11 protein-coding genes are annotated in these 12,965 nt (G+C 63.4%); 6 read left to right on the top strand and 5 right to left on the bottom strand.

Translation table 11 applies throughout. The features are described from left to right. Positions 1 to 8 precede the first annotated feature (8 nt). Both P6U23_RS21995 and lpxB read left to right on the top strand, forming a co-directional pair. Positions 9 to 866, top strand: coding sequence for an LpxI family protein (locus P6U23_RS21995; protein ID WP_407174685.1), 858 nt, complete (start codon positions 9 to 11; stop codon positions 864 to 866). Next, positions 863 to 2,056: a lipid-A-disaccharide synthase gene (gene lpxB, locus P6U23_RS21990; protein WP_407174684.1), complete on the top strand. Its 1,194-nt coding sequence runs from the start codon at positions 863 to 865 to the stop codon at positions 2,054 to 2,056. The genes P6U23_RS21995 and lpxB overlap by 4 nt, the downstream gene beginning before the upstream one ends. Before the next feature lie 49 nt (positions 2,057 to 2,105). Here lpxB and bla read toward each other — a convergent pair whose 3' ends face one another. The 3 genes from bla to gltX all read right to left on the bottom strand — a co-directional run bounded on the left by bla (position 2,106) and on the right by gltX (position 6,005). After that, positions 2,106 to 2,951: a class A beta-lactamase gene (gene bla / locus P6U23_RS21985; protein ID WP_407174683.1), complete on the bottom strand. Its 846-nt coding sequence runs from the start codon at positions 2,949 to 2,951 to the stop codon at positions 2,106 to 2,108. A gap of 160 nt (positions 2,952 to 3,111) precedes the next feature. Then, complete coding sequence (gltA, locus tag P6U23_RS21980; protein ID WP_407174682.1) at positions 3,112 to 4,419, bottom strand: citrate synthase; 1,308 nt, start codon at positions 4,417 to 4,419, stop codon at positions 3,112 to 3,114. Positions 4,420 to 4,580: 161 nt separating this feature from the next. Continuing rightward, on the bottom strand, positions 4,581 to 6,005 hold the full coding sequence (gltX, locus tag P6U23_RS21975; protein ID WP_407174681.1) for a glutamate--tRNA ligase: 1,425 nt from the start codon (positions 6,003 to 6,005) through the stop codon (positions 4,581 to 4,583). 158 nt (positions 6,006 to 6,163) lie between these two features. On the opposite strand from gltX, the gene P6U23_RS21970 reads away from it, so the two are divergent. The 3 genes from P6U23_RS21970 (at position 6,164) to P6U23_RS21960 (ending at position 10,113) form a co-directional block, all read left to right on the top strand. Beyond that, positions 6,164 to 7,855 (top strand): glutamine--tRNA ligase/YqeY domain fusion protein, encoded by a 1,692-nt coding sequence (locus tag P6U23_RS21970; RefSeq protein ID WP_407174680.1) that lies wholly within the window; start codon positions 6,164 to 6,166, stop codon positions 7,853 to 7,855. Positions 7,856 to 7,957: 102 nt separating this feature from the next. Beyond that, on the top strand, positions 7,958 to 9,355 hold the full coding sequence (locus P6U23_RS21965) for an NfeD family protein (protein WP_407174679.1): 1,398 nt from the start codon (positions 7,958 to 7,960) through the stop codon (positions 9,353 to 9,355). Next, positions 9,352 to 10,113 carry a slipin family protein gene (locus tag P6U23_RS21960; RefSeq protein WP_024506938.1) on the top strand — a complete coding sequence of 254 codons (762 nt, stop codon included), beginning with the start codon at positions 9,352 to 9,354 and terminating at the stop codon, positions 10,111 to 10,113. The genes P6U23_RS21965 and P6U23_RS21960 overlap by 4 nt, the downstream gene beginning before the upstream one ends. A 310-nt stretch (positions 10,114 to 10,423) precedes the next feature. Here the strand turns inward: P6U23_RS21960 and glnA are convergent, their stop codons facing one another. Further along, positions 10,424 to 11,854: a type I glutamate--ammonia ligase gene (gene glnA, locus P6U23_RS21955; protein ID WP_407174678.1), complete on the bottom strand. Its 1,431-nt coding sequence runs from the start codon at positions 11,852 to 11,854 to the stop codon at positions 10,424 to 10,426. A gap of 147 nt (positions 11,855 to 12,001) precedes the next feature. Further along, positions 12,002 to 12,184 carry a hypothetical protein gene (locus P6U23_RS21950; protein WP_407174677.1) on the bottom strand — a complete coding sequence of 61 codons (183 nt, stop codon included), beginning with the start codon at positions 12,182 to 12,184 and terminating at the stop codon, positions 12,002 to 12,004. 526 nt (positions 12,185 to 12,710) lie between these two features. Between P6U23_RS21950 and P6U23_RS21945 the strand changes: the two genes are divergently transcribed. Further along, positions 12,711 to 12,893, top strand: coding sequence for a hypothetical protein (locus P6U23_RS21945; RefSeq protein ID WP_407174676.1), 183 nt, complete (start codon positions 12,711 to 12,713; stop codon positions 12,891 to 12,893). Positions 12,894 to 12,965 lie beyond the last annotated feature (72 nt).

Below are 12,965 nucleotides of genomic sequence, written 5' to 3'. Positions count from 1 at the left end.
CTCCCGCCATGACAGACGGAGCGCAAGAGATATCATCGCCCGTCGGCCTGATCGCGGGCGGCGGCGCCATGCCGTTTGCGGTGGCGGATTCGCTCCTCGCGCGCGGCATCGTACCGGTCCTGTTTGCGCTGCGCGGCGCCTGCGATGGCAGGCAGCTCGATCGTTTCCGCCATCACTGGATCTCCATCGGTCAGTATGGACGTGCGAAAAAGCTATTTCGCAGCGAGGGTTGCCGCGATCTCGTCTTTATCGGCACGCTGGCGCGGCCGGCCTTGTCGGAAATCCGGCTGGACTGGGCGACGCTGCGCGTGCTTCCAAAGGTGTGGGCGGCTTTCCGCGGCGGCGATGATCATCTGCTGTCTGGGGTGGGGCGCATTTTCGAGCGCGACGGCTTCCGCCTGCTCGGGGTCAAGGACGTCGCGCCCGACATCTTGATGCCCGAGGGCTGCTTGACCCGGGCTGTGCCGACGGCCGACGCGAACACGGACATCGCCTTGGCGCGCGAGGTGCTGGCGGCGCTCAGTCCATTCGATATCGGCCAGGCGGTGATCGTGATCGATCGTCATGTGGTGGGCGTGGAGGACATCGAGGGCACCGACGGGCTGCTCGCGCGCATCGCCGCCTTGCGCGAAGAGGGCCGTATCCGCGCGGCCGAGAAGCGCGGCGTACTGGTGAAGGCGCCGAAGCGGGGCCAGGATCTGCGGTTCGACCTGCCGACCGTCGGCCCGGGCACGGTCGAGGGAGCGGCAAGGGCGAAACTCGCAGGGATCGCCGTCGTTGCCGGCAACACGCTGGTCGCCGAGCCGCAAGTCATGGTCGAGAAGGCCGACGCCCATGGCCTGTTCGTCACGGGTGTGCCCGCGTGAGCCCGGCGCGCCAGTCGCCCGGGGTCGGGCGGACGATCTTCCTGATCGCGACGGAGGAATCCGGCGACCGGCTCGGGGCCGCTCTGATGAAAGTGCTGCGCCAGCGGCTCGGCGATGCCGTTCGCTTCGAGGGCGTCGGCGGCCGCGCGATGGCGCAGGAAGGCCTGACATCGCTGTTTCCGATCGAGGAGCTCTCGATCATTGGTCTCGCCGCGATCGTCAAGCAGCTCCCCAAGATCTTGCGGCTGATCAAGCTGACCGCGGCGGCCGCGATCGAGGCGGCGCCCGATGTGCTCGTGATCATCGATAGCCCGGACTTCACCCATCGCGTGGCGCGCCGCGTGCGTGCCCGCGATGGCGCGATCCCGATCGTCGACTACGTTTCGCCGACGGTATGGGCGTGGCGGCCGGGGCGGGCGCGCACCATGCGCAGCTATATCGATCACGTGCTGGCGCTGCTGCCGTTCGAGCCGGAGGCCTATCGCAAGCTGCAGGGGCCGCCCTGCAGCTATGTCGGCCATACCCTGACCGACCAGCTCGCGACGCTGCGGCCCAACGCCGCCGAGCAGCAACGCCGCGACGGCGAGCCGCCGGTGCTGTTGGTGCTGCCAGGCAGCCGCCGCAGCGAGATCAGGCATCACATGGCGATTTTCGGCAAGGCGCTGAGCTTGCTACAGGCGCAAGGCGCCGCTTTCGAGCTGATCTTGCCGACCATGCCGCATCTTGTGGAAGCCGTCCGCGCAGCCAGCGCCGATTGGCAGGTCGCGCCGAAAATCGTGGTGGGCGAGACCGAGAAGCGCGCAGCCTTCAGGATCGCCCGCGCGGCGCTTGCCAAATCCGGCACCGTGACCCTCGAGCTTGCGCTGTCCGGCGTGCCGATGGTCGCGGGCTACCGGGCCGGCAGCATCGAGGCCTTTATCGTGCTGCGCGCGATCAAGGTGTCATCCGTGATCCTCGCCAATCTCGTGGTCGGCGAGAATGTCGTGCCGGAATTCATCCAGAACGACTGCACGCCGGAAAATCTGGCAGGCAGTCTGCGCGAGCTGCTCGTCGATAGCCCGCAACGCCGGCGGCAAGTCGAAGCTTTCAAAGCGATCGACAGGATCATGGGCGTCGGTGACCAGCCGCCGAGCGTGCGCGCCGCCGACATTGTGCTGGCGACGATGCGACAGGGCAGGCGAGGGAATTAGAGCAGTCGCCCTTGAGCGCCTCGAGAAGATGCGCGCCCAATCTTCGACGCTATTGCCGGGGCAGAGCTGCTGCAACAGCCCGGCCAATCGCCGCAAAGCTGGCGTTGCGCTTGTCGTCAGGAAGCGCCGTTTCCGTCAGATACACGGCGATGATCAGCGGAGCGCGGCCGGGAGGCCAGATCACTGCGACGTCGTTGCTGGTGCCGTGAGCGCCCGAGCCGGTCTTGTCGCCCACGCGCCAGGTCTTTGGCAGACCAGCGCGCAGCTTTGCATCGCCGGTTTTGCAACCGACGAGCCAATTGATCAGCAGCTCGCGCGAGGCGGGCGAGAGCGCGGTCCCGGTCGCGAGCGCCGCCAGATCGCGCGCCATCGCCAGAGGCGTGGTGGTGTCGCGCAGATCTCCGGGATCAGCCGTGTTGAGGTCGGGCTCGATCCGATCGAGGCGGGTCAAGTCGTCGCCGAGAGCACGCGCATATTGCGTCACCGCCGAAGGCCCGCCGAGACTTGCGAGCAACAGGTTGGCGGCCGTGTTGTCGCTCAGCGTCAACGCGGCTTCGCACAGATCCGCGACCGACATGTCCGCGCCGACATGTTGCTTGGTGACCGGCGCATAAGCCAGAAGATCGCCTGGTGCAACGCGAATGCGTCGCGCGATCTGCTCCTCGCCCGCATCTATTCTGGAGAGAACGGCAGCCGCTGCGAGCACCTTGAACGTGCTGCACATCGGGAAGCGCTCGTTTTCGTGGTGGCCGATCGCCGTACCGTCTCCAGTATCGAGCACCGTCACGCCCAGCCGTCCGCCGCTGTCCACTTCTGCCTTCGCGAACGCGTCCGGCAGCCGGGCAAATCCGGTCTCTGCGGCCATGCCGAAGCGGCGCCAATCCGTGGTGAGCATTCCGGCCGCAGTGGCCAAGCCAAGCTTTGTGAGGCGGCGTCGTGTCAACATGGTCGGGCAGGGACGGGGAGTGGGGCTGGCGAGATACCATGATGCGCAGGAGCAAAAAAGCCGGACGCTTCCGCGCCCGGCCTTCTCTATTCGATGAGAGAGGTGCGTCTTACTTGCGCTTCTCGATCGGAACGTAGTCGCGGCGGGCGACGCCGGTATAGAGCTGGCGCGGCCGGCCGATCTTCTGCTGCGGGTCCTCGATCATCTCGCTCCACTGGCTGATCCAGCCGACGGTGCGGGCGACCGCGAACAGCACGGTGAACATCGAGGTCGGGAAGCCCATCGCCTTCAGCGTGATGCCCGAATAGAAGTCGACATTCGGGTAGAGCTTGCGGTCGATGAAGTACTGATCGTTGAGCGCGATCTTCTCCAGCTCCATCGCGACCTTCAGCATCGGGTCGTCGCCGTGGCCGGTTTCCTTCAGCACGGCGTGACACATCTTCTGCATGATCTTGGCGCGCGGATCGTAGTTCTTGTAGACGCGGTGGCCAAAGCCCATCAGGCGGACTTCGCTGTTCTTGTCCTTCACCTTTGCGATGAAGTCCGGAATGTTTTCGACCTTGCCGATGCTGGAGAGCATATTCAGCGCAGCTTCATTGGCGCCGCCGTGCGCCGGGCCCCACAGGCAGGCGATGCCGGCGGCGATGCAGGCGAACGGGTTGGCGCCGGAGGAGCCGGCGATGCGAACCGTCGAGGTCGAAGCGTTCTGCTCATGATCGGCGTGCAGGATGAAGATCTTTTCCAGCGCATCCGCCAGCACCGGGCTGACCTTGTATTCCTCGCATGGCACGCCGAAGCACATGTACAGGAAGTTCTCGGCGAATTTCAGCGAGTTCTTCGGATACATGAAGGGCTGGCCGATCGAGTATTTGTAGGCCATCGCCGCAAGCGTCGGGATCTTCGCGATCATCCGCATCGAGGCGATCATGCGCTGCTGCGGATCGTTGATGTCGGTAGAGTCGTGATAGAAGGCAGCGAGCGCGCCGACGCATGCGACCATGATCGCCATCGGATGAGCGTCGCGGCGGAAGCCCTGGAAGAAGCGCGCCATCTGCTCGTGCACCATGGTGTGATGCGTGACGCGGTAGTCAAAGTCCTTCTTTTGCGCGGCGGTCGGCAGCTCTCCGTAGAGCAGGAGATAGCAGGTTTCCAGGAAGTCGCCGTGCTCGGCGAGCTGTTCGATCGGATAGCCGCGGTATTCCAGAACGCCGGCGTCGCCGTCGATATAGGTGATCTTGGACTGGCAACTCGCGGTCGAGGTGAAGCCCGGGTCGTATGTAAACAGTCCGGACTGGCCGTAGAGCTTGCCGATGTCGACGACATCGGGACCGATAGTGCCGCTGTGGATCGGGAGATCGTAGGTCTTGTTGCCGACCGTCAGCGTTGCGTTTTTTGTATTGTTTGATGTTGCGTCCATCGTGAAGTCCCCGATGAAATCGTTGCGAAAAGCCGGCGGCTGAGCATGCCCAAGGTGACTAAAACGGGGGCGGCAGCCGGTTATTCCAAGAGCACCTCGCAAATGCGTAGCTTATTGCTATGTGCGCTGCAAGATGGCCACTTCAAGAGGTAAAGACCGACTTAAGTTGAGGCTTGATCCGCCAGTCTCGCCAGGGATTCCGCCTGTCCCAGCACCGAAAGGACCTCGAAAATGCCGGGCGAGGTGGTCTTTCCGGTCAGCGCCACGCGCAGCGGTTGCGCCACCGCGCCGAGTTTGAGGCCGTTGGCCTCGGCGAAGCCGCGCATCGCCGCTTCCGTGGTCTGCGCGCTCCAGGGGTCGACGGTCTCGAGATCAGCGCGGAGCCGGCCGATCAGGGCACGGTTTTCGGGCGTCAGCAGGGCCTGCGCTTTCGGCTCGACCTGCAGCGGCCGGTCGGCAAAGATGAAATACGCGCCCTCGATCAGCTCGATCAGGGTCTTGGCGCGCTCCTTCAGGCTCGGCATGGCCGCAAGGAGCTGCGCGCGGGTGACCTCGTTGAGCTTGGGCTTGAGCTCCGCGCCTTTGGGGACGTAGTCGAGCACGCTCTCGAGCATCCGCACCAGCGATTGATCGTCGGTGTGGCGGATATAATAGCCGTTGAGATTTTCCAGTTTGGCGAAATCGAAGCGGGCGGCCGAGCGTCCGATCGCCGAGAGGTCGAACGCCGCGACCATCTCCTCGGTCGAGAATATCTCCTGGTCGCCATGGCTCCAGCCGAGCCGGACCAGGTAGTTGCGCAGCGCTGCCGGCAGATATCCCATGGCGCGGTAGGCATCGACCCCGAGCGCCCCGTGGCGCTTGGAAAGCTTCGAGCCATCCGGGCCATGGATCAGCGGGATATGCGACATGCTGGGGATCGGCCACTCCAGCGCGTCATAGATCTGCTTTTGGCGCGCCGCGTTGATCAGGTGGTCGTCGCCGCGGATGATGTGGGTGACGCCCATGTCGTGGTCGTCGACCACCACGGCCAGCATGTAGGTCGGGGTGCCGTCGCCACGCAGCAGCACGAGGTCGTCCAGATTCTCGTTCTGCCAGACCACGCGGCCCTGCACCTGATCCTCGATCACGGTCTCGCCCGTCAGCGGCGCGCGCAGGCGGATGGTCGGCTTCATGCCGGCGGGCGCCTCGGAAGGATCACGGTCGCGCCACATGCCGTCATAAAGGCGGGTGCGCCCTTCGGCGCGCGCCTTTTCGCGCATGGCGGCGAGCTCGTCCGGCGTAGCGTAGCAGCGGTATGCCTTGCCGGCCGCCAGCAATTGCTCGGCGACCTCGCGATGGCGCGCGGCGCGGCTGAACTGGTAGATGACCTCGCCGTCCCAATTCAGCTCCAGCCAGCTCAGCCCGTCCAGAATGGCGTCGATCGCCGCCTTGGTCGAACGCTCCCGGTCGGTGTCCTCGATCCGCAGCAGCATCTTGCCGCCATGCTTTTTCGCATAGAGCCAGTTGAACAGCGCGGTGCGGGCCCCTCCGATATGGAGGAAACCGGTGGGCGAGGGGGCGAAGCGGGTGACGACGGAATCAGCCATTACGGAAGCGGGTCGTATGCATCATGGGCGGTGGTGTATAGCAGGAACCGTGCATAACTAAAGGCTTGGTTAAAGCAAGCGGATCCGGGCCTGACCTCTTGGCTCGCCTAGGCGAATTTGGCAGAAGGTCCGCTCATCTCCCGATACAGGACGACAGAATGGTTTCAGAACCGGCGGTAGCAGAGACGGTAGACGCAGGGCGCGACTTCATCCGCGACATCATCCAGGCCGATCTCGCTGCCAAGAAATACCAGGAAATCGTCACCCGGTTCCCTCCGGAGCCGAACGGCTATCTGCATATCGGCCATGCCAAGTCGATCGCGCTCAATTTCGGCATTGCGCAGGAGTTTTCCGGGCGCTGCAACCTGCGCTTCGACGATACCAATCCGATCAAGGAAGAGCAGGAATATATCGACTCCATTCAGGCCGACGTGCGCTGGCTCGGTTTCGATTGGGGCAAGAACCTGTTCTACGCCTCCGACTATTTCGACCGGCTCTATGAATGGGCGGAGGGGCTGATCCGCGCCGGGCTTGCCTATGTCGATGATCAGTCTCAGGAGGAGATCCGCATCAATCGCGGTACCCTGACCGAACCCGGCAAGAACAGCCCGTTCCGCGACCGTTCGGTCGAGGAAAACCTTGACCTGTTCCGCCGCATGAAGGCCGGCGAGTTTCCGAACGGCGCGCGGGTGCTGCGTGCGAAGATCGACATGGCCTCGCCGAACATCAACCTGCGCGACCCAGTGATGTACCGCATCCTGCATGCGACCCATCCGCGGACCGGCGATACGTGGAAGATCTATCCGAGCTACGACTACGCGCACGGCCAGTCGGACGCGGTCGAGGGCATCACCCATTCGATCTGCACGCTGGAATTCGAGGATCACCGGCCGCTCTACGACTGGTTCATCGAGAAGCTGCCGGTGCCCTCGCAGCCGCACCAGTATGAATTTGCGCGCCTCAACCTGACTTACACGCTGCTCTCCAAGCGCGTGCTGACCCAGCTCGTGCGCGAGGGCCATGTCTCGGGCTGGGACGATCCGCGCATGCCCACCATCGCGGGGTTGAAGCGGCGCGGCGTGCCGCCGGCGGCGGTCCGCGAATTCGTGAGGCGCATCGGTGTTGCCAAGTCCAACAGCGTGGTCGACGTCGGCATGCTGGAGTTCTGCATCCGCGAGGAGCTCAACCGCACGGCGCTGCGGCGAATGGCGGTGCTGCGGCCGTTGAAGGTCGTCATAGAGAACTATGCGGAAGGGCAGGTCGAGGAGATCGAGGCGGTCAATCATCCCGACGATCCGTCGAAAGGCACGCGCCGCGTCGCCTTCGGCCGCGAGCTCTACATCGAGCGCGACGACTTCATGGAAAACCCGCCCAAGAAGTTTTTCCGCCTGTCGCCCGGCAGCGAGGTGCGGCTGCGCTACGCCTATTTCATCAAATGCCGCGAGGCGATCAAGGACGCATCCGGTGAGGTGGTGGAGCTGCGCTGCACCTACGATCCGGAAACCCGCGGCGGCAACGCGCCCGATGGCCGCAAGGTCAAGGCGACCTTGCACTGGCTGCCGGCCGCGCAGTCGCTGCCGGCGGAGATCCGCATCTACAACCAGCTCTTTGCAAAACCCAATCCGGATGCGGCCAATTTCGCCGCCGACCTGAATCCGCAATCGCTGGAAATCCTGCGCGATGCGCGGATCGAGCCGGCGATCGCGACAGCCAATTCGGACGAGGTCGTGCAGTTCGAACGGCAGGGCTATTTCGTGCGCGACAAGGATTCCACGCCGGAGCGGCTGGTGTTCAACCGCACCATCGGGCTGCGCGACACCTTTGCGAAGGAAGTCGGCCGCAAGGGCTGAGCCGGTCGCTTTCGCGGCAAGCATCCCTGGCAGGGCCGGTCGCGGCGCTCATTGTCGTTCGAGGCCGGTACCGCCATATATCCGGGCAAGGGAGTCCTTGCCGTGCAGACCGTACAGGCGGCCCTGGTTGCGGCGATTGCGGGCGTCGCTCTGGCTCAGTCGTCCCTTCCCAGCTTGGCGGGGGAGAGGGACGGTCTTGCACTGACCATTTCCATCGACGGCGCGATCGGACCGGCGACAGTCGGTTACGTCAAGGACGGTTTGACCAGGGCAGCCGAGAGGCACGCCGAGGTGGTCGTCCTGCGCCTGAATACGCCAGGTGGCCTCGCCACCAGCATGCGCGAGATCATCGCAGACGTGCTGGCCTCGCCGGTCCCAGTCGTCGGTTACGTCGCGCCCTCCGGCGCCCATGCAGCCAGCGCCGGGACCTACATTCTGTACGCAACCCATATCGCGGCAATGGCACCGGGCACCAATCTCGGTGCGGCGACCCCGGTACAGATTGGCGGTTCGATCCCGGGTCTGCCGCAAGCCACCCCCGACAAGGACGGCAAAGACAACAAAGATGGCGACCATCAGGCCAAGCCGAAGGACGCCATGACCGAAAAGGTGACCAATGATGCCGTCGCCTTCATCCGCAGCCTCGCCGAGCTGCGCGGCCGCAATGCGGATTGGGCCGAGAAGGCCGTCCGCGAGGCCGCGACCCTCTCTGCCAATGGTGCGCTGCAGGCGAACGTCGTCGACCTCATCGCGCGCGATCAGGCCGATTTGCTCAAGCAGGTCGATGGCCGCACGGTGGAGGTTGCGGGTGGCGGCACGCGACGCCTGGCGACGAAGGATGCCGTGATCGAGGCGATCGATCCCGGATGGATCTCGCGATTCCTCGCGGTCATCACCGATCCCAACGTCGCCTTCATTTTGCTGATGGTCGGGATCTACGGCCTGATTTTCGAATTCTTGTCTCCGGGCGTGGTCGCGCCCGGTGTGGTCGGGACAATCTGCCTGCTCGTGGGTCTCTATGCTCTCAATATGCTGCCCATAAGCTACGCCGGCCTTGCGTTGATGCTGGTCGGGATCGCACTTCTGACCGTCGAAGCCTTCAACCCGACCGTGGTTCTGGGCACCGGCGGGATCATCGCCTTCGTGCTCGGGGCCGTGATGCTCTTCAACGTCCAGGCGCCGGGCTACCGACTGTCGTGGTGGGTCATCGGGATCACTGCGGCGATGTTCGCCGGCCTCGTCCTCGCCGTCCTCGGCTCGCTCCTGCGCGCCCGCAAGGGTTTGGCGCGGGTCGGCGCGCAGGCGATGCGCGGCCTGCGTGCCGAGGTCCTCGACTGGTCCGGGAATGAAGGGCATGTCTTCACCCAGGGTGAGCGCTGGCAAGCGCGCGGCGCTGAAACCTTCAAGCCGGGAGAGGTGGTCGAGGTGGCCAATATTGTGGATTTGACGCTGGTGGTACGGCGCCGGCCTGCGCTGACCGGCGAAGGAGGTGCGTCATGATGCTTGATTACCTGACCTATGCAGCCATCGCAGTGGTCATCATCATATTTCTTTTGTCGGCCGTTCGCATCCTGCGCGAATACGAGCGCGGCGTCGTCTTTACGCTCGGACGCTTCACGGGTGTGAAGGGACCGGGCATCATCATCCTTATTCCGATCGCGCAACAGATGGTGAAGGTCGATCTCAGGGTCATGGTGCAGGTCGTGCCGCCCCAGGACGTGATCTCTCGCGACAACGTCTCGGTCAAGGTCAATGCCGTTCTCTACTTCCGCATTGTTGATCCCGAGCGCGCCATCATCAAAGTCGGCGACTACATGGCCGCGACCAGCCAGCTCGCGCAGACCACGCTGCGCTCGGTGCTGGGCAAGCATGACCTGGACGAGATGCTCGCAGAGCGGGACAGGCTCAACGCCGACATCCAGGAGATCCTCGACAAGCAAACCGATGCCTGGGGCATCAAGGTCACCGGTGTCGAGATCAAGGATGTCGATATCAATGAAACCATGGTGCGCGCCATCGCCAAGCAGGCCGAGGCGGAGCGATTGCGGCGTGCCAAGGTGATCAATGCGATGGGCGAGCAGCAGGCGGCCGAGAAGCTCGTCGAGGCCGGCCGAGCCCTGGCGCAGGAGCCGCAGGCGATGCAGTTGCGCTATTTCGCGGCGCTGCATGACATCGCCGGCGAGCGGTCCTCGACGGTGGTCTTCCCGCTGCCGATGGATCTGCTTGGCCACTTCTCCCCGCGCGGCGAAGCAACCTGACCTCGGTCATTTGCCAGCTTTAGGAATGTGAGCCGTGCTCGGCATAACCGCGTCGCGGCTCTGTTAACGTGTCCGCCGAGCTGAGTGAAAAATCAGCGACGCGGCGTCATTGCTGTGCATGTTCACTAATTCGCTGATCGAATCCAGCCCGCAGGGGGGATTCGATCAGCGAATTAGTGAACATGCACAATTGCGAGCGCAAGCGAAGCAATCCAGACTTTCTCCACGGATGCAATCTGGATTGCGTCGTCGCTTTCGCTCCTCGCAATGACGAGCCTGGCACTGCAACTTAACCGGCGGATGTGCTGGCTTAAATGTCGTAGTAGAGATGGAACTCGTAAGGATGGGGCCGCAGCCTGATAGCATCGACCTCCTTCTCGCGCTTGTAGGCGAGCCAGGTCTCGATCACGTCGGCGGTGAACACATCACCGCGTAGCAGGAATGTATGATCGCGTTCGAGGGCGTCGAGCGCCTGGTCCAGCGATCCCGGGGTCGACTTCACCTCCTTCGCCTCGGCGGGTGGCAGATCGTAGAGGTTTTTGTCGATCGGGCTGCCGGGGTCGATCCTCTTCTCAATGCCGTCGAGGCCGGCCATCAGCATCGCCGAGAAAGCGAGATAGGGATTGCAGGACGGGTCTGGCGAGCGAAATTCGACGCGTTTTGCCCGCGGGTTCGGTGAATACATTGGGATCCGGCAGCAGGCCGAGCGATTGCGCTGGGAATAGACCAGATTGATCGGAGCTTCGTAACCCGGCACCAGGCGCCGATAGGAGTTCGTGGTCGGGGCGCAAAGCCCGCACAGCGCCCAGGCGTGGGTCAAGAGCCCGCCGATGTAGTGGCGGCCGAGCTTGCTCAGCTCCGCGTAGTCACTCTTATCGTAGAACAGGTTGGTTTCGCTCTTCCATAAGCTTTGATGAACGTGCATGCCCGAAGCGTTGTCCTCGAACAACGGCTTCGGCATGAACGTCGCCGTCATGCCGTGCTGGTGGGCCGTGTTCTTCACCACATATTTGTACATCATCAGATTGTCCGCCATGCGGGTCAGCGTGGTGAAGCGCATGTCTATTTCGTTCTGGCCGCCAGTTGCCACCTCGTGGTGATGAGCTTCGATCTTGATTCCAAGTGCTTCCATCGTCAGCACCATTTCGGTGCGCAGTGCCTGCATGCTGTCGGTCGGAGGGACGGGGAAGTATCCCTCTTTCGGGCGCGGCTTGTGGCCCAAATTCGGCCCTTCGTCCTTAGCGGTGTTCCAGCTACCTTCACGGGAATCGATCTCGTGGAAGGCGTGATTGATGCCTTGTCCGTAGCGCACGTCGTCGAAGACGAAGAACTCCGCCTCCGGGCCGAAGTAGCTCGTATCGGCCTGACCGGTGCCCCTCAGGTGGATCTCGGCCTTTTGCGCGATGTAACGGGGATCACGGCTGTAGGACTGGCCGGTCACGGGATCCCTAATGTTGCAGATCAGCACAAGCGTCCTTGTCGGGCTAAAGGGGTCGAAGAAGGCGGTCGTGGGATCCGGAACGACCAACATGTCGCTCTCCTGGATCTCCTGGAAGCCGCGGATCGATGAGCCGTCGAAGCCGATGCCTTCATCGAGCGCATCTGCACTCACGGCGCTCGGGGGGACCGAGAAATGTTGCCAGACTCCCGGCAAGTCGGTGAACCGCAGATCGATCATCTCGACCTTTTCATCCTTGATCGTCTTCATGAGATCTTCGGCTGTCGCACAATTCGGCACCATGGCTTCACTCCTCTGGTGGCGAGCCGCGGCTTCGTCTCACCGATCAGCCGCGGCTAAGCGGTTTGGACGGATTGGGTCCACGCTCCATGTTTTGCGCCGCTACCGCACCGGGCTCGGTCCCGCGTGGCGGCGTTTGCGCCGGCTGCCTCAGCTTTGATGCGGCCCACGCATGAGCTTCATGGCGTCCTCGATATGCCGCCAGGTTCTGGCCAGTTCGACATCGCCTTTTGCTTCGAGGTCGATGGCATTCTGGGCGGCTTCCGCAATCGCCCTGGCGCCGTGCGCTTCCAGCAATTGCCGTGCATAGGAATGGATTTCGATTTCTCGCATGGCGTCATCCTCCTCTTGTTCCGAGCCGCGCGGCCGGTCACTTCGGCCGGGCAAAGCTCAGACGTTGACGCCCATCAAGCCTGGACAGTTTGCATCCGCGCGTGGGTTAGTTGCAAGAGGCTCCAGCTCGGGCTGAAAGGTGTCGAACGGCGGCAACCGTCCCCCGACGAGTGGCGCAGATTTCGGCTTACAAGATTTTGGCAGAGGGCAGCGCATGCGCATTCAACACTGGCAGGAGGCAGCCAGTCTGTTCTTGGGCGTGTGGCTGAGTGTGTTGCTGTTCGCTCGTATTCAGCACCCCTGGGTTCGCCGGCGCAGAGGTCTGGATAACCATCGTGCTGGCTTGTGCGTGGGAGCGGAAGCGCGGAAAGTAGCGCAGCTTAACTGCGGATCGCGGCATTATGAGACTTTCGGCTCAATCAGCCCGGTATTCTGTTGCGCCGCTTTGCGTGACGCGGATCATAGCGAGCCGCGGCGAATGGGTTCATTCTCGACCTGTATTTAAAAGCAAAAAGTGGAGGCTCGCATGCGAAAGCTCACCATTCTGGTGATTGCGACCTTGCTGGCAACCGCCTATGCGGGGACTGACGCGCTCGCAAAGGAGCGTCACAAGGCTTCTGCGGCGAAGCGGCACAAGCCCGCGACGACCCAGCCGGTCGAGCACCCGATCACCCGCCTGCCGGTCGCGCCCGACACTTTCAGGGCATAAGCGGAGGCGCACTTCCGGATTCTCATTTTGTTCCGCCGTCCAGGTGCCGCTGGCGTCAAGATGCGCGGTGAT

Source organism: Bradyrhizobium sp. STM 3562 (genome assembly GCF_045571435.1).
GTDB lineage: Bacteria > Pseudomonadota > Alphaproteobacteria > Rhizobiales > Xanthobacteraceae > Bradyrhizobium.
The sequence above is the reverse complement of the archived record's forward strand: the minus strand, read 5'-3'. Positions and strand labels throughout refer to the sequence as shown.